The 20333-nt window shown below is 50.0% G+C and carries 18 protein-coding genes and 1 pseudogene; 9 read left to right on the top strand and 10 right to left on the bottom strand.

What is annotated here, in order from left to right:
* Nucleotides 1-141: 141 nt before the first annotated feature.
* Entirely contained in the window at nucleotides 142-789 is a 648-nt protein-coding gene (locus B153_RS0102940) for an HAD-IA family hydrolase (RefSeq protein ID WP_020595171.1), read from the top strand.
* 82 nt (nucleotides 790-871) lie between these two features.
* Here B153_RS0102940 and B153_RS37545 read toward each other — a convergent pair whose 3' ends face one another.
* Nucleotides 872-1024, bottom strand: a complete 153-nt coding sequence (locus tag B153_RS37545) for a hypothetical protein (protein WP_020595170.1) — start codon at nucleotides 1022-1024, stop codon at nucleotides 872-874.
* Nucleotides 1025-1044: 20 nt separating this feature from the next.
* Nucleotides 1045-1724: pseudogene (locus B153_RS34530) on the bottom strand (sodium:solute symporter family transporter); the annotation flags it as partial.
* On the opposite strand from B153_RS34530, the gene B153_RS0102925 reads away from it, so the two are divergent.
* Together B153_RS0102925 and B153_RS38160 are read left to right on the top strand one after the other, a co-directional pair.
* Entirely contained in the window at nucleotides 1612-2229 is a 618-nt protein-coding gene (locus tag B153_RS0102925) for a DUF6934 family protein (RefSeq protein WP_020595169.1), read from the top strand. The pseudogene B153_RS34530 and the gene B153_RS0102925 overlap by 113 nt on opposite strands.
* A gap of 23 nt (nucleotides 2230-2252) precedes the next feature.
* Nucleotides 2253-2408: a hypothetical protein gene (locus B153_RS38160; RefSeq protein WP_211221647.1), complete on the top strand. Its 156-nt coding sequence runs from the start codon at nucleotides 2253-2255 to the stop codon at nucleotides 2406-2408.
* A 93-nt stretch (nucleotides 2409-2501) separates the two neighbouring features.
* On the opposite strand, the gene B153_RS0102915 is transcribed toward B153_RS38160, so the two are convergent.
* Nucleotides 2502-5030 (bottom strand): glycoside hydrolase family protein, encoded by a 2529-nt coding sequence (locus B153_RS0102915; RefSeq protein WP_020595167.1) that lies wholly within the window; start codon nucleotides 5028-5030, stop codon nucleotides 2502-2504.
* A 798-nt stretch (nucleotides 5031-5828) separates the two neighbouring features.
* On the opposite strand from B153_RS0102915, the gene B153_RS0102910 reads away from it, so the two are divergent.
* Entirely contained in the window at nucleotides 5829-6215 is a 387-nt protein-coding gene (locus B153_RS0102910; RefSeq protein ID WP_020595166.1) for a hypothetical protein, read from the top strand.
* 186 nt (nucleotides 6216-6401) lie between these two features.
* Here the strand turns inward: B153_RS0102910 and B153_RS0102905 are convergent, their stop codons facing one another.
* Nucleotides 6402-6629, bottom strand: a complete 228-nt coding sequence (locus B153_RS0102905) for a hypothetical protein (protein WP_020595165.1) — start codon at nucleotides 6627-6629, stop codon at nucleotides 6402-6404.
* Nucleotides 6630-6929: 300 nt separating this feature from the next.
* Between B153_RS0102905 and B153_RS36450 the strand changes: the two genes are divergently transcribed.
* From B153_RS36450 to B153_RS0102880, 4 genes are all read left to right on the top strand, one after another.
* On the top strand, nucleotides 6930-8066 hold the full coding sequence (locus B153_RS36450; protein WP_020595164.1) for a helix-turn-helix domain-containing protein: 1137 nt from the start codon (nucleotides 6930-6932) through the stop codon (nucleotides 8064-8066).
* A gap of 118 nt (nucleotides 8067-8184) precedes the next feature.
* Complete coding sequence (locus tag B153_RS0102895; protein WP_020595163.1) at nucleotides 8185-8862, top strand: ABC transporter ATP-binding protein; 678 nt, start codon at nucleotides 8185-8187, stop codon at nucleotides 8860-8862.
* Between the two features lie 79 nt (nucleotides 8863-8941).
* Nucleotides 8942-11344: an ABC transporter permease gene (locus B153_RS0102890; RefSeq protein ID WP_020595162.1), complete on the top strand. Its 2403-nt coding sequence runs from the start codon at nucleotides 8942-8944 to the stop codon at nucleotides 11342-11344.
* Nucleotides 11345-11458: 114 nt separating this feature from the next.
* The gene (locus B153_RS0102880; RefSeq protein ID WP_020595160.1) at nucleotides 11459-12340 is read left to right on the top strand and encodes a cyanophycinase; all 882 of its coding nucleotides are present in this window, start codon (nucleotides 11459-11461) and stop codon (nucleotides 12338-12340) included.
* A 114-nt stretch (nucleotides 12341-12454) separates the two neighbouring features.
* On the opposite strand, the gene purQ is transcribed toward B153_RS0102880, so the two are convergent.
* The 5 genes from purQ to ahcY form a co-directional block, all read right to left on the bottom strand.
* Nucleotides 12455-13141, bottom strand: coding sequence for a phosphoribosylformylglycinamidine synthase subunit PurQ (purQ, locus tag B153_RS0102875; protein WP_020595159.1), 687 nt, complete (start codon nucleotides 13139-13141; stop codon nucleotides 12455-12457).
* A gap of 124 nt (nucleotides 13142-13265) precedes the next feature.
* On the bottom strand, nucleotides 13266-14192 hold the full coding sequence (locus B153_RS0102870) for a bifunctional metallophosphatase/5'-nucleotidase (protein ID WP_020595158.1): 927 nt from the start codon (nucleotides 14190-14192) through the stop codon (nucleotides 13266-13268).
* The gene (locus B153_RS0102865) at nucleotides 14170-14910 is read right to left on the bottom strand and encodes a 5'-nucleotidase C-terminal domain-containing protein (RefSeq protein ID WP_026261870.1); all 741 of its coding nucleotides are present in this window, start codon (nucleotides 14908-14910) and stop codon (nucleotides 14170-14172) included. Before B153_RS0102865 ends, B153_RS0102870 begins: the two co-directional genes overlap by 23 nt.
* 115 nt (nucleotides 14911-15025) lie before the next feature.
* The gene (locus B153_RS0102860) at nucleotides 15026-16174 is read right to left on the bottom strand and encodes a hypothetical protein (protein WP_245564819.1); all 1149 of its coding nucleotides are present in this window, start codon (nucleotides 16172-16174) and stop codon (nucleotides 15026-15028) included.
* Between the two features lie 278 nt (nucleotides 16175-16452).
* Entirely contained in the window at nucleotides 16453-17763 is a 1311-nt protein-coding gene (gene ahcY / locus B153_RS0102855; protein WP_020595155.1) for an adenosylhomocysteinase, read from the bottom strand.
* A gap of 260 nt (nucleotides 17764-18023) precedes the next feature.
* Here ahcY and B153_RS0102850 point away from each other — a divergent pair, with 260 nt between their 5' ends.
* Nucleotides 18024-18500, top strand: coding sequence for a GNAT family N-acetyltransferase (locus B153_RS0102850; RefSeq protein WP_020595154.1), 477 nt, complete (start codon nucleotides 18024-18026; stop codon nucleotides 18498-18500).
* Nucleotides 18501-18550: 50 nt separating this feature from the next.
* Here B153_RS0102850 and B153_RS0102845 read toward each other — a convergent pair whose 3' ends face one another.
* Entirely contained in the window at nucleotides 18551-20212 is a 1662-nt protein-coding gene (locus B153_RS0102845) for a beta-N-acetylhexosaminidase (protein ID WP_020595153.1), read from the bottom strand.
* Between the last annotated feature and the right edge of the window lie 121 nt (nucleotides 20213-20333).

The raw sequence follows: 20333 nt of genomic DNA, 5'->3' as shown, positions 1-20333 counted from the left end.
CCTCAGAACGCTCGTCTGCAATACAATCACTTAGGCCGTATCTCTCCTACTCTTTTGTATGAGCCATTTTTCTGCGCTAATTTAACTGGGCATACAGATCGGTGAGACACCGTTTAGATAGTCTGTTCAGCCTGTTTCCGCATGGCAAACTTCAAATTAGTCATTTTCGATTTCGATGGCACACTGGCCAATTCGTTCCCGTTCTTTCGGCAGGCGTTCAATACGCTGGCCGACATCTATCAGTTTAAGCGGATTACCCCTGAAGAGGTTGATGAGGTCCGGGGTCTTACCGTGCGCCAGATGATGAAACACGTTGGTATGCCAGCCTGGAAAATGCCCTTTGTGGCCCGTACGTTTATTCGATTGATGGGAGACAGCATCAATCAAATTCAACTGTTCGAAGGTATCGCTGATTTGCTAAAGCAACTTGCCAGTCAGGGTGTTCAGCTAGCCATTGTCAGTTCCAATTCGGAAGAAAATATCCGTCGTGTGCTTGGAACAGAAAGCGCATCGCTGATCCGTTATTATCGGTGCGGAACGGCTGTTTTTGGCAAATCCAGTCAATTCAGGAAAGTGGCAGCTAAAAGTGGTATTGCGCCCCAGAACATACTTTGTATAGGAGACGAAGTTCGGGACCTGGAAGCCGCCCGCAAGGAACACATGGCCTTTGGTGCCGTAGCCTGGGGGTTTACGCGAACCGATATTTTTAACACTTACTCGGACATCGAACGATTCCATACCGTCGATGATATTTTCCACGCTGTGTGCGGCAAACGCGCATCTACTTAAAGTCTGTTAGATAAAACCGCGAGGGCGCGAAGACGCAAAGAATTAACTTTCCCTTGCGTCTTCGCGCCCTCGCGGTTCAGCCCTAATAGCATCGAACTTCCATCAGAGCAGCCGGAACGGTTTTAGTCTCGCCGTTGCCATTTACGCGTTTCAAATGAATGGTCAGGCTGGTTGTTACAATAGCAGGATCGAAACGGATGGTATTACGACTCTGGTGATTATTGGTTGCGGTCAAAATACGCTCCTGCCGGTCGTTTTGAAGAACAGATTGACGGTCAGGCTAATCCCCGTAATCCAAAGCGTTGTCCGGCTGGTTAGCCGTTTCGAAAATAAAGCCCATAGTGGCGGAGCCAGCAACGGCCCACCCGAAATTGACGAAATACTCAGCACCACTTCGACGATACCCCCCGCTGCCGGAACCAGTAAAGCGATGCCAATCATGCCCAGCCCAAATACCCACGATGAACCCCGCGACACCCGAAATCCAGATCACCGGACTAATGAGGTATAAGCCTGCAAACAGAAATGCCACTTTTCGGGCCGATTTAGGGGTATCGACGCTGGTGTATCGCTGCACAAAGGTCCAGTTGCCACCGATGTAACAGATGTGATAGATGACGAACGCGACCACAAAACCGAAGGTATATTCGCCATTCAGCAGATCGAAAAAGCCGTCGGGTACTTGCTTGGTGAAACTATCGAAACCACCTACTTTCTCCAGCGACAAAGGGAATAGAATAAACACCGCTGCCGACAGAACCACGAACTGCAAAATATCGGTGACCATTACGGCCCAAAGCCCTCCCGGCCGTACAGGCAATCATGAATAGTCCCAGTCCGATAGTACAGGGCATCAACGGCAGGTTGAGCGACGAGCTAACCAGCTTGGCAACCGGGTACAATACCGAACCTTTAATAAACAGCGAAACCAATGACAATGACGGTGGTATCGATGGTAGAATTCAGTTTTATGTACTTTTGTGCAAAATATTTATACTTGTGCAGTACCCATCCTATTCATTTAATCAGACAGACGATACTACTCAGTTTTTCTTCGAAAGCATTGGTCCAAAAGGTCTGATTCAGAAAGCGGTTATTTTCAGTCTGATCAGTTCTCCAGACATTTATAATTTGGCTTTGGGTGATGTTAAACCCGCTACCACTGAAATCGACGACCAATCAGTCAGCGACAATGGCGATATGCCGGTTATTTTAGCTACTATATTCCAAATCACTCACCTATTTTTGTCTGACCATCCAGCATCCACTGTCTTATTCAGAGGCAATTCTCCATCCAGAAATCGGCTTTATCGTATGGCTATTAACCGGGCCAGAGAGGAACTCTTGACTTATTTTGTTATGTTTGGCTACTATCATGCTTCATGGGAGGGATTTCAATCTAACCGTCCTTATGAAGCCTTCCTGATTCGAAAAAAATGAGTATACCAGCAATAAATACAGCCATGAATGCGACCAAAGTACCAACACCTCCCAGGATTGTGCCGAAGCGAATGCTAAAAGCTAAAGACGGTCGAGAGCCGTTTGCGGACAAGATTGCCGCTGATAAAGCCTTTATCGAACGAGTTGGCCTCCCGGAAGAACTCAGGCAACCCGAATAACTGGTTGTGATTGTGTCCAAGCTCATATTCGTTTTTGGAGGTAGTCAAAAATAGAACCGCACCGTTGGCACGGTCCATGCCGTACTTACCAACCTATAATTCCTTATTGTCGAGCGTCATCACCTCGATGCCAAATGCGGGTAACTGCTTTTTCATTAGCTTCCCATTTTTAGCAGTCACTGTAAAATCGCTGGCTTGTGCCCGATTATTCAGCAGGACCACAAACAGTTTACCACTCTGTACGGATTTCGCCAGGATGTAATCGACGGATGGATTGTCGACCGTAACCAGATTTTCGTCGATGACCAGATTCGCTTTTTCACCATTTACTGTGCCTGGGGCAAACCCATACGTTTGATGCGGACCTACTTTTGGCGTCACAAACCCGCGTGGAAACGTCACCTTCCCTCCCGACCGTAATTCGGCTTCAGCCATCAGATAATCGGTTAGCCAGCCAACCTGCCACCAGGCATGGTGTGGATAAGGGCCTGCTCCCCGATTCATGGCATTCCAGTAATAGGAAGCTACGCTCGTTTTCGCATCCACAAAGGCGTCGCGGCCAATGGCGCCCGCCCGCGCCATATCAGCAAAGATCGGTTCTTTTGTGAGGGCATACATCCGAATAAACAAGCCCGCATGGCTACACAACTGAATTGGGCCCGCCCGGTTGGCCGATCCGAAAATACCGCCATGTTCAAAACTCAACCCCGTCTGACTGATTTCCCAGTCCTCACGCTGCACGCCATTGACGGTTTTTATGGTCTGATTGGCAATGGGATGGGTGTAGATCGACGTGGTGTATATTTTGGCGGCTTTGATGGCTCCATCCCGATAGCGGGCCTCTTTGGTCAGGTCATATAAATCCAGCAGTGCCTGCGCTGATTGTCCTGTAGCAAAATCGGGTGCGTAGCGGGCATCCCCACAAACGCCCAGAAAGCGGCCCGTTTCAATAGCATGTTTCAAAAACCAGTCGGCTCCTTTTCGGGCGGCAGTCAGGTATTTCGGATCGTTCAGCAACCGATACGCTACGATCAGCCCATAAAACGTCGGGCGTACATCCTGAATGTCTTTAAACATCTCCTTTTCCGTATGTCGGTCATACGCAACGGCCCAATGTCCATCGGGTTTTTGCCAGTCCATCAATCGTTCGGCTCCGAAGCGTAGACGCTCTTTCAATTCGGCATTGGTAGGCTCAAACAGGAGCATATTACCCATATCGAGCATGGTATAGTAGGTTAGCGCAATCGGTTCGACCACTTCGCCCCACTCCTCCACAAACTTTTTGGATTTGGCTAAATAGTACTGGCCTTCTACGGCTCCCTTAAAAAAGTTATTTCCCGTTTCCTGCTGAACCAGTTTGAAATTCAGCGCATACGGCAGCACATTTTGGGTCAACAGCGGATCTTTGGTAGCATTAGCCAGCATCCACATAGCTCCATAATCGGAGTTCTTCATGGCGTCCTTGTTGGAGCCGACGACGCCACCCAGATAGGATTGCGCCCCAATCTTTTTACCGTCAAACTCTTCAATGTTCCACATTGACGTTTTAGGGTCGGTCAGGTAGTGGTGCATTTTCTGGATGCGGTCGGTCAGCGATTGCCTGCTTTGTCGTAAGGCCAGCGTTTCCTTGAACCGAAAGATGTCATACACCGCGTGATTCAGAGCTTTGAACCAGTCGCCATCCGTCAGGCTATACCGAAAGGTGTAGGTTACAGGCTCTCCCGCTTTCAGGGCTGACTTCGGCTCACCCAGAATCGGATAGTACAGGGTTGGTGAGAGTTGGGCCTTGCGGTTCATATGTGATAGACCAATGTTCCAGGTCGTCTGCGTACTTTTATCGACCGCCCAGGGATCGCGGGCTAGGCTGGGGTCAGGAATAACCGAAAGCGTAATCCCGTTTTTACCCGTCAGCATGGGGCAGAGTGTACTGGCACATCGTTCCCGGTAAATGGCAGGCAAAGTCGGGATTCCGTGCCCGTAGGCATAAGCCAGCGCGAAGTTTTTCTGAAATGCATTGCCCTGAAAATAACCCGGCACCGTAGCCCAGGCCAGATTCTGCTCAGTCAGCGTAGCCAGCGTCGGGCTTGCCAGTGAGAAAAAACCATCTTTTTTGGGCGTCACGGTCTGTTTGACGATAACGTCTGTGCCAAACTTCGAATCCAATGACCATTCTGTACGAATGGTCGCGACGTCGGTCTCCTGCTGAAATTGAAGGCGGTTTTTCCCCGTTTGTTTCGCTTCTTCCGGAAAGAAAAAGTAAGCCTGGCCTGCCCGGTTCAGCGATACCGGATTGGTACTCTCGGCCCACTGTGATTCCTGGTAATGGTATTTTGGCCCAGGAAACACCTCACCTGCACTGTCTCGAAAGGTCGTATCGGGCTTATCAGACGGTTTTTCAGCGGCATAGAGTAGTGTATTTTCGCCCGAAGGAGTCGCTACATTTACCCAGCCTGTCCCTTTCCGAACCGATACCTGTCCAATCGTCCAGCCATTAGCTGAATTCTTCCAGACGATTTTTACCTGCTCGTTGGTCAGTGATACCGTTTGTCCCGACTGTGCATTCACCGTCAGGCTAACCAGCCAGCACAAAACCCCAACCGCATTCGTCAACTTGTTAGACATTGATTACTAATTTATAAGACTGCCTTTTAACCTTCCCAACTTTCGACCCATCACCGTGGGTTGTATCCCCATAGCCCACTTATACGGTAGCCAAAGCCATCCGGTCGAGTAGTCTGTGTCCCACAGCCCAACGTGATAAGATGTCCCCCTTCATTCCTTTACTCTTTATTTCCCGTCCAGATTTTGTTTCAGTTGGCGTTTGGCTTATCCTGCCGTATTGAAAATAGTTGTTTTTAACCCTAATCGGGGGCTTTCAGAAGAGGCTATTCTCCATACAAATTAGCGAACATCCATACCCGTCTGGTTCAGGATAGACCTATAAGTTAGCGGGTTGATTATGACCTGTACCAGGCCATTCGTCGAGACAGGGAACCGATAGGGCTGCCATCCTGGTAATGCCCCAAAGCGATACCCGATACGGTATTTGTGTTGATGGTAATCCCTCCTGATTGAAGTAGTGAGGTCGAAATGGATGGCTTGAAATGAGCGCTTCCCTGAAAATGACTTTTTGCTAGTCCGTTCCTTTCCCAACGAAGCCTGATGAGTTGGGCAAACAGGCTGTCACAACTGTTTATCAAGTAATTGATGGTCAATGATGATCGCCCTGAATCGAAAATAATCGTGCGGCCTTCCCGACTAATTGTTCGCGGCTCGACGGTTGCTTAATCAATTTATATATATCTACTGTTATTCAGGCCAATAAACCTTTTAAAAAACATTTAACGCCTTCCAAAATTGGCATGGTATATGATATGAACACACCAAATATTTCCTCTGTATACCCATATCTGAACACTCATGAATACTACTCAACCCGATTCTGTTTGGAGCATTATCGACTCGGCCATTACGACTCAACGGGTCATTCAAATCAAACAGAATAAAAATTGGCGAACCCTGGAGCCGTATCTGTTCGGGTTTCCCAAAGAAGGTCGAAAGCAGCTAACCATCTATGGCTACTGCCTGGACATTGTGCCCGATGCCCACACGCCAAGTCGATGGCAAATGGTCGAACTGGAAAATGTTGAGGAAATCGAACTCACCAATTACTGGTTTCAGCCTCGTGCCGATTATACCGGCCAAGCCGATCTGATGCAAACGATTTTCTGTCAGCTAATCGAACAAAAGAAACGGCGTAAAAAACGATTGAACAAGCCTGCCGTAATCCCCTACTCCGCTAATTGATCTGCCTTGTATAACCATCACGCAGCTAGCTGGAATACAACAGAGAGCGGGGTTTGCCTGTACCGGTTCCTGAGTAAAAGGCCGTTTACTATACCATAAATTCCCTTACGGTCTGGTATTTTACAAGGCTGTCAAAACTCCGTACCGAAAGGGAGCTTCGTGGGCGGTGGTTGGTATAGACCCGCTTTACATAGGTGCATTTTTCAATGCTCGCCGATCGGCCACAACCGTTCTGGCAGCCCTATTGGTAAGTTGCATTTTAGGAGCGCCCGTACCGACGGTAAACACACCGTACCGAAAAGTTTTTTTGGCCGGAGCCAGCTCTGAATTTTTGTACTGCTGTTGACGATCGACCAGACGGTTCCCGGCCAGAAACAGGACACCCATTATGAAATACGGAAATAAGGACTTCATGGTGATACTTGATTGAGCAGTGGTTAAATGAGGTTAGCGCAACAAAGCTACAACACTACCTGCCGCTCGAAAGCCCAAGTGTATATCTGGTGAATTTTACCCGATAAACGGTGGATTTTGGTGTATGTGGAGCATAGTCTGAAATCCACGAGGCCATCTATTAGCCGTTTTAACTGACTTAGGGCAGACTTCGGCACCCTTAGAACCCGTCCATCCGTATCCAGATGGACGAACGGCTTCACATTAACGTGTATTTTTACGCCTGCAATCTATTTTTATCCTGCTTCCTTCAGCGACCTGGTGGCCTTTTTAGAACAGCTCTCCTTACTCATCATTTATGCAGGCATTGTTCAGGGTGTGTTTGTTACGTTGCTGCTGAACAACCGCAACGTTCAGGCAAACCGGGCCAATATATTCCTCTCGATCCTGCTCCTGGCCATGTCGTTCAGTGTGCTGCACACCACGTTTGCCGGGCGGGTTGTTAGCCATTTTTCGATTAAGTCCTACGCCCTGGGCGATCCTAGTTTTTTTCTGATTGCGCCCTTGCTCTGGCTATACGTTCAGGAACTGACCGACCATCGTGTGCGGCTGTCCGTTGGGACGGTGGCTCATTTTATCCCGTTTCTGATTGCCATTTTTTTCGCACTCCTGCTGAAAAGTCTTCCCCCTACCCCTTCGCTGACCAACTATCTGGTCGGTCAACGGTCATGGCGATCTGGTCTGTTCTGGGCCTGTATGGTCGTTCAGTTTTCGGTCTACCTGTTTTTCATACATAAACGGTGGCTTACGTATCAGAAGCAGATTGAGCAGGAAGTATCGAACAAGGAACATGTAAGCATTGCCTGGGTTCGGTTCTTTATGGGGGTTTTCCTGGGTATCAACCTCTTTTTTCTGCTTATTCTGCTGAATGTGATTCATCATGGCACGATGTTCTGGTCGGCCCGAACGATTGCCGTCATCCTTTCGCTCTCTGTGTTTGCATTAGGCTACAAAGGCATTCTTCAGAGGAGCATTTTTACTATTTCATCCACCCATACTCCGCAAGAGCCTCTCACCTCGTCTCGCGAAGCCGACCCAACGCCCGCTAAAAAACCTGACCAACAACTGGTTGATCGGCTCCTTCACTATATGGACAATGAAAAACCTTACCTCGATCCCGAATTGACATTGAGCGATCTGGCCAAACAGCTCTCAATCAGCCGAAGTATGCTCTCCCAGTTGATTAACGAAGGACTGGGCGATAATTTCTACAACTTCGTCAATAAGTACCGGGTCGAACAGGTAAAGGCGTTCATGACCGATCCGGCAATGAAGCATTTCAACCTGCTGGGCCTGGCGATGGAAGCGGGTTTCAAATCCAAATCGACATTCAACCTCATCTTCAAACGATTTACCGGACTTACCCCCAGCGAGTATAGCAAAGTGATGACTGATTGATTTGGTGTTTTTTTGCGTCAGCCATTCAATCATTCAACATTAACTACGTCCAACAGGATTTAGCCAGACGATTGCCGTGACATTGTTTGCGAGAATTGCCTCAAAAACAACGAACAAGGTGCACCACAAAACCGTCATTGAACTTACAGGCGTAACCAAATCCTTTACGCTGGCATCAGGTACATTTCAGGCCTTAAAGCAGGTATCGCTGGGTATTCCAGCCGGTCAGTTAGTAGCCATAACCGGAAAATCGGGTAGTGGCAAATCGACGTTGCTCAACCTCATGACCGGCATCGACAAACCCACTACGGGAAGTATAACCGTCAATACGGTTCGGATCGATAAGCTTTCCGAAAGTGCGCTGGCTTCCTGGCGTGGTCGGAATATCGGGGTCGTATTTCAGTTCTTTCAGCTTCTGCCCACGCTGACCATTCTGGAAAATGTAATGCTGCCTATGGACTTCTGCGACAGCTACCCAAAAGCTGAGCGTAAAAATCGGGCCCTTCAATTGCTCGACCAGGTAGGCATCTCCGATCAGGCCAACAAGTTTCCATCAGCCCTATCGGGTGGTCAACAACAGCGGGCAGCTATTGCCCGCGCCCTGGCCAACGACCCTCCGATTCTTGTAGCCGATGAACCAACTGGCAATCTGGATTCGCAAACCGCTTCTGCTATTTTTCAACTTTTTGCCAAACTGACCCAGTCTGGCAAAACAGTGATCGTGGTTACGCACGAAAAAGAATTTTCAGCCTGGTTCGAGCATAGCATTGCCATTTCGGACGGAGTAATTGAATAACCACAGAGACCCAGGAAAGCTAATGGATGGATAGCTACGCTATGGATTCCAGGCTCCTGTGTCGCAACAAAAAACAAATATGAGAATCAGCTATATAAAGATCCTGCGGGACCTTGGGTCCGACTATGCAAAAAACAGTATGCTGGTGCTGTCGATTGCGATTGGCCTATTTGGCGTTGGCTGTATACTAGGCAGCTATTCGGTACTGAACCGGGAAATGACCAGCAATTATACCAGCACGTTACCGGCATCGGCCACCATCGAACTCGATGATTCCATTCCGCGTAGCCTGATCGATAGTGTGAAACGGTTGCCCGGTATCAAAGAAGCCGACCGACGGGCCACACTGCTGGCCCGAATGAAGGTCAACGGTCGCTGGTATCCGCTGCTGCTTTTTGTTATGGATCGCTTCGACAATCTCCGAATCAGCAAATTCCATCCTGTGTCGGGCGCAACAGAACCGACATTAGGTACAATGCTGGTCGAGCGAACAGCCCTAAGCATGATGGCCGCCCAGGAAGGCGCTCTGATAACCATAAAAACGCAGCAGGGCAGTCCGAAATCGGTACACATTACAGGAACCGTTCATGATCCTGCACTGGCTCCAGCCTGGCAGGAACAGGCTGGTTACGGCTACATCTCGCTGGAAACGCTGCACTGGCTGGGCGAAACCCAATCGTTCAACCAACTTAAAATCCAGGTTGCTTCGGAGGTTGATTCCGTTCCGGGCATCACCAGGCAAGCTCAAACGGTTTCGGCCTGGCTGGCGAAAAAAGGCTACAAGGTGGGCGAAATTCAGGTACCGCCCCCAAATCGGCACCCGCACCAAAGTCAGATGAGTTCGATCATGACCATTTTTATCGTGTTCAGCTATCTGATTTTATTCCTCGGCTCTATCCTCGTTGCAACATCGGTAGCCACACTCATGGTCAAACAGGTTCGTCAGATTGGTGTCATGAAAACCATCGGAGCTACGTCTGGTCAGCTTGCGCGGCTTTACCTGTTTATGACCCTCGTTCTGTGCGTGGTTGCACTTGTGATTGGTATACCCCTTAGCCGAATAGCCGCTTCGGTTCTATACACCCGCATTGCCAATCTGCTCAATCTCGAACTAACCGACACGCACATACCCAACTGGGTTCCTCTGTTGCAAATTCTGACGGGTATCCTGATTCCTCTGCTAGTGGTTGCCTTTCCGGTTATTCGGGGAAGTCGTTTGCCCGTACGGCAGGCGCTCGACAATTATGGAGTATCGCAGTCGGGGCAAACAGGCTCAACGTGGCTTACTCAATTGCTCTCGATTCGTTTCCTGGGCGAAACCGTCCTGCTTTCGTTGCGGAATGTGTTTCGGCAACGAACCCGACTTACCATGACGCTTAGCCTCCTGGCGGCTGGTGGTGCTCTGTTTATGACAGCCCTTAACCTTTCGTCGGCATGGGATACCAACCTCCAACGGATCTACACCCAGCGATTATACGACCTCGAAATCCGACTCACCCATCCTGCGCAGGTCGAAGAAGCCATCGCGCAACTAAAGAAGCAACCGAGCGTACACCAGCTCGAAGCCGGTTATGTTGCCCCGGCATCGATTACCCGAAGCGGCTCCTTTGCCGTCACTCACACCTACCCCGATAAGGGACATGGCAGCTTTACGATTCAGGCTTTACCGGTCCCAACCAAACTATTGAACCCTACACTGACCGCAGGCCATTGGCTACAAAGCCAGGCGGCAAACGATGTTGTTCTGAACCAGTTAGCCCGCAAAAAAGAGCAGAAAATCGGCGACCAACTGATACTGACCATCGGTGGTAAACCAACCACCTGGCGAATTGTCGGCTTTACCGAGGATGTCGGTTCCCCAGCCACAGCCTATGTTTCTGCAGAAGTCTTTTTAAAGATTATTCCCCCCATTGAGCGAACGACCATGCTCCGTATGGCTTTTTCCAGCCGCGACAGAGCTTACGTGAAACCGAAAATAAACGAAGTCGAAAATCAGCTTGAGCAAACGGGCATCGCTGTTCGGTCGAGTGTGCCGGTTTGGCTGTTGCATAATGCCATAGCGGCCCATATGCGGATTCTGGTGAACTCCCTACTGGCTATGGCGCTTCTGATGGCACTGGTTGGCACGCTTGGACTCCTTTCTACCATGAGCCTGAATGTGCTGGAACGAACCCGTGAAATTGGGGTCATGCGGGCCATTGGCGCAACCCCTTCACGCATACGCCGACTGGTTGTATGGGAGGGTTTAGCCATCGGCGGAATCAGCCTGATTCCAGGCTTTATCCTATCGCTATTGCTGTCTACGTATCTTGGCCGTTTCATTGGTCATCTGGCTTTCCGTACGCCGTTGAGCCTGACCATTTCGCCCCTTGCGTGTGCAATCTGGGTTTGTATTGTTGTGATGGGCTCCTATCTGGCAACCCTTTACCCGGCCCAACGCGCCAATCGACTTACTACGCGCGAAGCGCTGGCTTATGAATAAACTGGGAGCAACAGCCATATACGCTGAAACTGACGTGGATAATTTCGTGAGAGCGTGGTTTGCATTAACTTTGGTAATGTGTCCAATACACAAGGATCCAAACGACAATCTGACATGAAAAAGCACTTCGTCTTCCTCTTGCTTCTCCTTCTGACAAGCCATCTGAGCCAGTCGCAAACGCCTACCATTGGCCCTGAGCAGGGTTCGCTGATGATTGTGGGAGGTGGCGCTATGGGGCCTGAACTCTGGAACAAATTCGTTGAACTGGCGGGTGGCCCCGACAAAGCTGACATTATCATTATCCCAACAGCCGGAGAGGATTCTGCCGCCAGTAGCGCCCCCCGCGAAAAAGAGAAACTCATGAGCCTGGGTGTCAAAACCATTACCATCCTGCACACCCGCGACCCAAAAGTAGCCAATCAGGAATCGTTTGTGGCCCCTATTCGCAAAGCGACCGGCATCTGGTTTGTAGGCGGACGCCACTGGCGACTGGCCGATTCATACCTGAACACGCTGGCGCATAAAGAATTCAACGCGCTACTCAGTCGGGGAGGCATCATCGGCGGCACATCGGCCGGGGCTACCATTCAGGGCTCGTTTATGGTCCGGGGCGACACCAAAGGAAACTCGATCATGGTTGGCGATCATACGCAGGGGCTGGATTTCATCCACAACGTCACCATCGACCAGCATGTCATGCGCCGAAATCGCCAGTTCGACCTGATCGATGTGATCAAAGCCCGGCCTGAACTCCTCGGCATCGGTATCGACGAAGGAACGGCTATACTCGTCCAGAAAAATACGTTTGAAGTAATGGGAGCATCGTATGTAGGCATTTACGAGGCCAATCAGATTGCCAGCAGTTCCAAATACCCATCGGGCATGAATAGTACCGGAGGGCCGTTCTACTACCTGAGCAAAGGCCAGAAGTTCGATCTGAAAACGCGTAAGGTCATACCAACACAACCCACACGCACCAACGAGCCAGCAAAATAAAATTTGTCAAGCGTGGTCAGAAGGGGTCAAGAGTAGTCAGGTATTGTCAAGCGTGGTCAGGAGTAATAGAACAACCCCTGACCACGCTTGACAATACCTGACTACTCTTGACTACTATACCAGTACCGTTTTCAGGAGCTGTTCCAGAATGAGTCGTCCGTCGGTATTGCCAAGAACGGAGTCGGCAGCCCGTTCGGGGTGGGGCATCATACCGAAAACATTCTTGGCCTTGTTCGTAACTCCGGCTATATTTTCCAAACTACCGTTCGGATTGGCGGATTCAGCGATTGCCCCGTTTTCATCGCAGTACCGAAACAGAACCTGATCGTTATCATTCAGTGCCTTCAACGTATCGGCATCGGCAAAATAACGGCCATCGCCATGCGCAATTGGGATTTTGTAAGCCGCCTTATCCAGCCCAGCCGTTAGCAGGGCATCTTTTGATTCGGGCTTGAGATAAATATTTTTGCAGACATATTTCTGACTGCTATTCTGAAGCAATACTCCCGGCACTAGCCGCGCTTCGGCCAAAATCTGAAACCCATTACAAATACCCATCAGATACCCACCCCGATTGGCATGGGCAATCACTTCGTTCATGATGGGCGAGAAGCGCGCAACAGCCCCTGTACGCAGATAATCACCGTAGGAGAAACCACCGGGCAGAAGGATAAAATCACAGCCTTGCAGATCATGATCTTTATGCCAGAGCTTGACCACCTCCTGGTCCATCAATTTCAGAACATCGACAGCATCCTGATCACAGTTCGAGCCAGGAAAAACAACAACACCAAATTTCATAATGGCGAAAGAGCGAAAGTGTGAAAGAGCGAAAGTTCGGTCTATTGACACAATGAAACAGGAATAGTGACCGAATCGCACTTTCACTCTTTCACTTTTTCGCTCTTTGACAAAGGTACGGACTTTACTTCACTTCAACAGCGGTTCCGCTGTTAGAAACCGCTTTCCCTCGCTCAAACGTGAGGTCGATACGGCCCAGATTAATACCTGCAAAACCAACCTGGTTGATCCAGACCGGCTGACCACTTAGGTTGTTGACAGCCACAGGGGCATCCAGAAAAGTATGCGTATGCCCGCCAATGATGAGGTCAATATTCCGGCTTTTAGCCGCCAATACGTTATCCGACACGGTGGCATCGTTGTATTTGAAGCCAAGATGCGACAGACAAACGACATAGTCGCACTTCTTATCGTTCCGAAGCTGGGTAGCCATATCATTCCCGATCTCGACCGGATCGAGGTACTTCGTTTCCTTATACGCATCTTTCGGAATCAGTCCGGCGGGCTGAATACCCAGGCCAAAAACTCCTATGCGGATACCCTCTTTATCAAAAAGTTTATAGGGCATGGTTTTACCATCCATGACCGTGTTTTTGAAATCGTAATTGGCGATCAGCAAGGGAAAGCTTGCCTTGCCAAACTGGGTCACCATATTATCGATTCCTCCGTCGAAATCGTGGTTGCCGATGGTCCCGGCATCGTACCCCAGCTTATTCATAGCCAGAATTTCGGGTTCACCTTTGTATAGATTGAAGTAAGGTGTGCCCTGAAAAATATCACCCGCATCGAACAGCAGTACGTTGCTTTGTTCCTGGCGGATTTTTTGAATCAGCGTAGCCCGACGGGCCACGCCACCTTTTCCGGCGTTACGGCTCCCATCCATCGGAAATGGATCCAGCCGACTATGAACGTCGTTGGTATGCAGTATGGTAAGCGCCGTCGGCTTTCGATGTCCCGTACTAGCCAGCACATCGGGGGCAACCGAACCAACGACGGCGGCTGTCCCCAGCAGTTTCAGAAACTGACGTCTATTCGATGCTAATGCGTCCATCCGTTGTGGGGGTTAGAGGTTGCCCGGTCTTGCCCCGCTGGCGAACATAATCGATCAGGGCATCACGGATTAAGTAGCTTATATCTTCGCGTTTAACGGCCTTTGTCAGAAAATCGGCATTATCGCCCCCGTTGGCAATGTAGTCGCTTAGGGCCAGGGTATACGTTTCGTTGGGTTGCAGGGTACGGCCGTTGGTAAACGTAACCGATTGTACCTGTTTATTGTGCAGGCTTACCTTAACGCCCCCCATAACCAGACCATGCCCATCCGCAAAATGGTTCAGAAACTGCCGGAGCATATCGCCCGTGAGGGTTAGCACAACCAACTGATTGTCAAACGGCATAACCCCAAAAACGGATCCGGTTGTAATAGCCCCTTTGGGTAAATTGTCCCGAATACCTCCGTAGTTGAGATGGGAACAATCGATCGGTTTACCGTATCGTTGCGATGCCTGCTGAAGAAGGGCGTCTGTAAGCAGATCATTCAGCGGCCCCTCCGGCAATTTTTTTTCGATGGGAGCTGTCGAGGTAGCCAGCACCTCGTTCATCGTTTGGTCGAGCTTCTGCCGATAGGGCTGTAGAAAGCTGTTGACCCCGGGATCCGACGCGGCCGCCAGTGAATCGACGCCGATTCGGTTGGCCGTTCGGTTGGTTAGATGATACCCCGACTGGCAGGCCGATAAGATGGCCACCGTCAGGACAAGAACGTATTTTTTCATAGGCATCTGCAAGTTCGGAAACTCTTGCTTATCCTGCATTAAGAAATTGTTTTTTAGTTCTTTGATTTGGGATGCAAAGTCAGCCCTGGCCGTGCGTAAGGCCAGGATCGAAGCGTCAGATTGTTCGTCCTGGCAAGGTAATGGTCGTTGGTTCGGGCCTGTAACTCACCTTTCGGACACGGCCGAAGCCGCCCAGGCCAATTTGCAGATTGATGAGACCACCCGAAAAAGGTTTTGCATCAAGAATTGGGCTATACGACAGTTTGGTACGTATAAACCAGAAACTTACTTCAGTACGATCATTTTTGGGTGCGTTGTTACCGAGTTTTATATCAAAGGCTAAACCGGCTGTAGGAGCATGGCTCAGCAAGGATAGCCCCTGGTAACGTTCATCTTTCCGGTCGCGGGGCGACAGATCAACTAAAAGATACCCCAGGTACGGAATAATCCGGGTTCGCGGACCGTCGTGCACAATTCGACCCAACCCCGCTTCGAACAACATAGGACTGATGGGCATATCTTTTTCCCAGATCTGATTCTGATGTGAAAAGCCTTGCCGTAACGTGCCATTATACAGCGTGGGGTGCAACATCAGCATGGTGCGCTGGAAGGCAATATCGATCCCAAACACAACGCCCCCGGCCGAACCAATGGTTTGCGCCAAAGGGCCGGTTGCCAATACGCCACCACCACCAAAAAAGACGCCATATCCTATTTTTGACGCACGATACGTAGTGACCAGATCGGGGGTATCGTGCAGCCGTTGAACCACCTGTTTCTCCCAGCGGAGCAGCGCTTCCTGATCATCGCCCCCTCCCGTTTCGGCCCGAAACAGATTGACCTCCGCACCTAACTCCGAATTGGTCAGGTACTCGATTTGTCGGGCCTGTTGCTTGAATCGACGATCGGCGCCCAGTGCAATGAGTTTGGCCTTCATCAGACGGGTATGCACCTCCACCAGATCGAACAGAACCTGATTATAGGCTAATGTCCGTTCATTCCGAGCCGTTTCCGACACCCAGGACAGATTACGGAACATCAGGCAAAACGCTTCGACAGCCGGTTGGCCCCAAAGCGAGGTAGGCCGAACCTCATAGCCGATCTGGTAATAAAACTCCGAGCCGCCTAAACCCGGCTGCGTAGGTGAATGAAAATCGGACAATTCCAGCCGACGGGTCGCACTCCAGTGCAGTGTGTCGATAGTCACCTGCCCCGAAGCGAGTAAGGGAAACAACAACAGTACAGGGAGCAGACGTTTCATCATCAGTAAAGTGAAGACAGCGCGTAAATTTAGAAATAAGTACTTTATTATAAAGCGATTAGCCGCAATTCAAACCTGTATAAAGTACATAAACCGAATGCCCATCCAGGAAGTTTTCCCGATACAGTACCGACGGCCTGACAACAACCGAATTGTACGTTATTTCTCTGCTTCAATACTAACAAAAAGAAAGGAGAAAAGGGAGGAAGGCGAAAAGAGAGCAACGGATTTTGTGCCCTTTCTTTCCCCTTTCTCCCTTTTCTCCTTCTTATTCCTACTCCTTAATAACGATACATTTCCGACTTGAACGGCCCAGCCACCGATACGCCAATGTAATCGGCCTGCTCCTGCTCAAGCGGCTCCAGTTTAGCCCCTACGTGAGCCAGGTGTAAAGCGGCTACTTTTTCGTCAAGGATTTTCGGCAATACGTATACCTTGTTCTCGTACTTGTCGGAGTTGAGCCACAGTTCGATCTGAGCCAGTGTCTGGTTCGAGAACGAGCACGACATGACAAAGCTGGGGTGCCCCATGGCACAGCCCAGATTCACCAGACGGCCTTCGGCCAGCACGATCACTTCTTTGCCATCTATTTCGTACATATCGACTTGTGGCTTAATCGGGCTCTTGCTATGACCGTAGTTTTCGTTCAACCAGGCCATATCGATTTCGTTATCGAAGTGCCCAATGTTACAAACAACGGCCTTGTCTTTCATGGCTTTGAAGTGACGGCCTTTGATAATGTTAACGTTGCCGGTTGCCGTTACGAAAATCTGCGCACGGGTAGCGGCTTCATCCATCGTAACCACTTCATAGCCATCCATAGCTGCCTGCAACGCGCAGATTGGGTCGATTTCGGTTACCAGAACCCGGCAGCCCGCTCCACGCAGCGATTCGGCCGAGCCTTTACCTACGTCACCATAACCAGCCACAACGGCCACTTTACCAGCCAGCATCAAATCCGTAGCCCGGCGGATGGCATCGACCAGCGACTCACGGCAGCCATATTTGTTGTCGAATTTCGACTTGGTTACCGAATCATTCACATTGATCGAAGGCAGGTGCAGCGTACCATTTTTCATACGCTCATACAAGCGGTGAACCCCCGTCGTTGTTTCTTCCGAAAGGCCTTTAATACCCTGAATCAGTTCAGGATACACGTCAAATACCATGTTGGTCAGGTCGCCACCATCGTCCAGAATCATGTTGAGTGGCTTCCGGTCTTCGCCAAAGAACAGGGTTTGCTCAATGCACCAGTTGAACTCCTCTTCGTTCATTCCCTTCCAGGCATAAACCGGAATACCAGCCGCAGCAATGGCCGCAGCCGCGTGATCCTGCGTCGAGAAAATATTACAGGACGACCAGGTTACATCGGCTCCCAGTTCAACCAGCGTTTCGATCAGAACGGCGGTCTGGATCGTCATGTGCAGACAACCAGCAATGCGGGCTCCCTGGAGCGGTTTCGTCGGGCCATACTCAGCACGAAGGGCCATCAGACCAGGCATTTCGGCTTCGGCAAGCCGGATCTCCTTGCGGCCCCACTCGGCCAGCGCAATGTCCTTAACTTTGTAAGGAACGTAAGTTGATGTTTGCATATAGGTTTACGACCGGAATTCGGTCTAATTACGAAGAATACGATTCAATAGATTATATTCCCTCTCCGCGATGGTTGATTTCTTAATAAAGTGCAAAAATAAGAACCATTTTGAAGAATCACTATTCCTGAGTCAACAGATTAGCCAACACCTGATTTAACGGCAGGTGGTTGCAGAGTGGCTTACCGACATGGCCAACCAATACATTGTCTTATTTATGAAAACTTCATTTGTATACGCCTGACAAATCGAGAGCAATAATGGACACGATTTCGATTATTACCTATTCTCCCGAATTCCAGCCTGATTTCAAACGGCTCAACCTCGAATGGATTTCGCGCTATTTTGCGGTTGAGGCTCATGATGTAGAGCAATTGGATCATCCCGAAATCCATGTATTACCCAGAAACGGTCAGATTTTTCTGGCCCAACTGGATAATCAGATCGTGGGCTGTGTGGCTATGGTCAATACTGGAGCACCGGAACAGGGAAACGCTGAATTTGAACTAGCGAAAATGGCCGTTTCGCCAACGGTGCAGGGCAAAGGCATCGGGAAAAAGCTGTGCCTGGCCGCCATCGACTATGCCCGTCAGCTCGGAGTCAGAACCATCTGGCTCGAATCGAACCGGATGCTGACCCCAGCGTTGACGATGTACGCCAGCGTAGGCTTTCGTGAAGTACCGAGCGTACCAACTCCCTACGCCCGAGCCGATATTCGGATGGAAATGCGTTTATGACTTTCCTATTCCGGGCTGACGCATATGGACACATCAGCCCGGAATATTCGCTATTTCTGAGCGGTTTGTCCTGGCCAGACGTAGTCGAAACTCTTATTGATAGGGGCTTCGAAATAGTTAACTTTCAGGTAGTCGAGCCGTTTTTTGTGCGCATCCAGCCGTTGCTTAAAATCGTCGATATTTTTAGCGCTGCCGGGTGTCCAGGCCGTTTCGGCAACGGCCAGTAAGCGAGGATACGCCATGTATTCCACGTAATGCGTTGTGGGCATGTACTCCGACCAGATATTGGCTTGCACGCCCAGAACGTGTTTTGCCTGATCGGTCGTAAGACTATCCGTAACGGAAGGATTGAAACTATATACTTTTTCGAGCGGCAACAAACCACCGATGGCTACGGGTTGCGTTTTAGGGTCCGTCTGGTAATAATCCAGATAGCAATAGGTAGTTGGGCTCATGATGACATCATGATTTTGCCGGGCGGCTGCAATACCGCCGTTCACTCCGCGCCAGCTCATAACGGTTGCATTGGGCGAAAGACCACCTTCCAGAATTTCATCCCAGCCAATGATCCGCCGTCCTTTCGAGGTAACGAATTTGTCGATGCGCCGAATAAAATAGCTTTGTAGTTCGTGTTCGTCTTTCAGGCCCTCTTTCTTCATCAAATCCTGGCAGAATTTGCTCTGTTTCCACTCCGTTTTGGGGCATTCGTCGCCACCAATATGAATGTACTGGCTCGGAAACAGGTCCATTACTTCCGTCAATACATTTTCCAGGAATGTGAACGTTTCCTCCCGTGGAAACAACACCTGATCGTGAACGCCCCAGGTCCCCGTAACGGGTATAACCCGGTCGGGATTGGCCCCTAGCTCGGGATAAACGGACAGAACGGCTACTGAATGACCTGGCATTTCGATTTCAGGAATCACGGTTATAAACCGTTCTTTCGCATATTTCACCACATCCCGTACTTCATCCTGCGTATAAAAACCACCGTATGGCTTATCACTGTATTTACGGTCGCGGTAATGGCCTACCATGGTACGGGGGCGGATTGATGCGAACCGGGTCAGTTCCGGGTACTTCTTAATCTCAATGCGCCAGCCCTGATCTTCGGTCAGGTGCCAGTGAAACACATTCATTTTGTGCAGGGCCAGCAGGTCGATGTATTTTTTGATAAACGACACTGGGTAAAAATGCCGCCCTACATCGAGCATGGAACCGCGATACCCGTAGCGGGGCTGATCTTCGACCAGACAGGCAGGCACCGTCCAGGTCACCCCTTCCACTTTGGTTGGGCTAAATACAGCAGCCGGCATCAACTGCATGAGCGACTGAACGCCATAGAAAAAGCCCTGCGGCTGAGCAGCCGTAATCAGAATCTGTTTGGGCGACACATCGAGGGTGTATCCTTCAGCCCCTAAAACAGCATCTTTTGTCTGGACAAAAGCGATTCCTTTAGCCGCTTTTCCGGTTGTAATTACGGGGGTTCTCCCGATCGATTTCCCTAGTTGATCGGCCAGCATCTGAGCGATCTGACGCACCTCGGGGCTGGTCGACTGAACTGAAATGGTCGGTTTGGCGGGCAGGGTATAGCTTCCATTGTGTTCCTCCAGCCGAACGGGTTTCGGGATGATGGCATAGGTTGCCTTTTGCGCATACAGTCCGTGTAGTACCGCCAGGGTAGCCACCAGACAGAAGAGCCTTTTTTTCATTGGTAACGAATTTAAGGGTTTCTTACAAAGGTACATGAGGTTTCGGCAGATGCGCTACTCAATCCTCAAACGAATTACGCGGTACGTTCCCAGTCGACTGGGAACGTACCGCGTAATTCGT

The organism is Spirosoma panaciterrae DSM 21099 (genome assembly GCF_000374025.1).
In the GTDB taxonomy this organism is placed as follows: Bacteria; Bacteroidota; Bacteroidia; order Cytophagales; family Spirosomataceae; genus Spirosoma; species Spirosoma panaciterrae.
The sequence above is the reverse complement of the archived record's forward strand: the minus strand, read 5'-3'. Positions and strand labels throughout refer to the sequence as shown.

Bases quoted from the DNA above. Each gene is read 5' to 3' on its own strand.
- B153_RS0102940 (WP_020595171.1), top strand. From the start codon at position 142: ATGGCAAACTTCAAATTAGTCATTTTCGATTTCGATGGCACACTGGCC.
- B153_RS0102925 (WP_020595169.1), top strand. From the start codon at position 1,612: ATGAATAGTCCCAGTCCGATAGTACAGGGCATCAACGGCAGGTTGAGC.
- B153_RS38160 (WP_211221647.1), top strand. From the start codon at position 2,253: ATGAATGCGACCAAAGTACCAACACCTCCCAGGATTGTGCCGAAGCGA.
- B153_RS0102915 (WP_020595167.1), bottom strand. From the start codon at position 5,030: ATGTCTAACAAGTTGACGAATGCGGTTGGGGTTTTGTGCTGGCTGGTT.
- B153_RS0102910 (WP_020595166.1), top strand. From the start codon at position 5,829: ATGAATACTACTCAACCCGATTCTGTTTGGAGCATTATCGACTCGGCC.
- B153_RS0102905 (WP_020595165.1), bottom strand. From the start codon at position 6,629: ATGAAGTCCTTATTTCCGTATTTCATAATGGGTGTCCTGTTTCTGGCC.
- B153_RS0102890 (WP_020595162.1), top strand. From the start codon at position 8,942: ATGAGAATCAGCTATATAAAGATCCTGCGGGACCTTGGGTCCGACTAT.
- B153_RS0102880 (WP_020595160.1), top strand. From the start codon at position 11,459: ATGAAAAAGCACTTCGTCTTCCTCTTGCTTCTCCTTCTGACAAGCCAT.
- purQ (WP_020595159.1), bottom strand. From the start codon at position 13,141: ATGAAATTTGGTGTTGTTGTTTTTCCTGGCTCGAACTGTGATCAGGAT.
- B153_RS0102870 (WP_020595158.1), bottom strand. From the start codon at position 14,192: ATGGACGCATTAGCATCGAATAGACGTCAGTTTCTGAAACTGCTGGGG.
- B153_RS0102865 (WP_026261870.1), bottom strand. From the start codon at position 14,910: ATGAAAAAATACGTTCTTGTCCTGACGGTGGCCATCTTATCGGCCTGC.
- B153_RS0102860 (WP_245564819.1), bottom strand. From the start codon at position 16,174: ATGATGAAACGTCTGCTCCCTGTACTGTTGTTGTTTCCCTTACTCGCT.
- ahcY (WP_020595155.1), bottom strand. From the start codon at position 17,763: ATGCAAACATCAACTTACGTTCCTTACAAAGTTAAGGACATTGCGCTG.
- B153_RS0102850 (WP_020595154.1), top strand. From the start codon at position 18,024: ATGGACACGATTTCGATTATTACCTATTCTCCCGAATTCCAGCCTGAT.
- B153_RS0102845 (WP_020595153.1), bottom strand. From the start codon at position 20,212: ATGAAAAAAAGGCTCTTCTGTCTGGTGGCTACCCTGGCGGTACTACAC.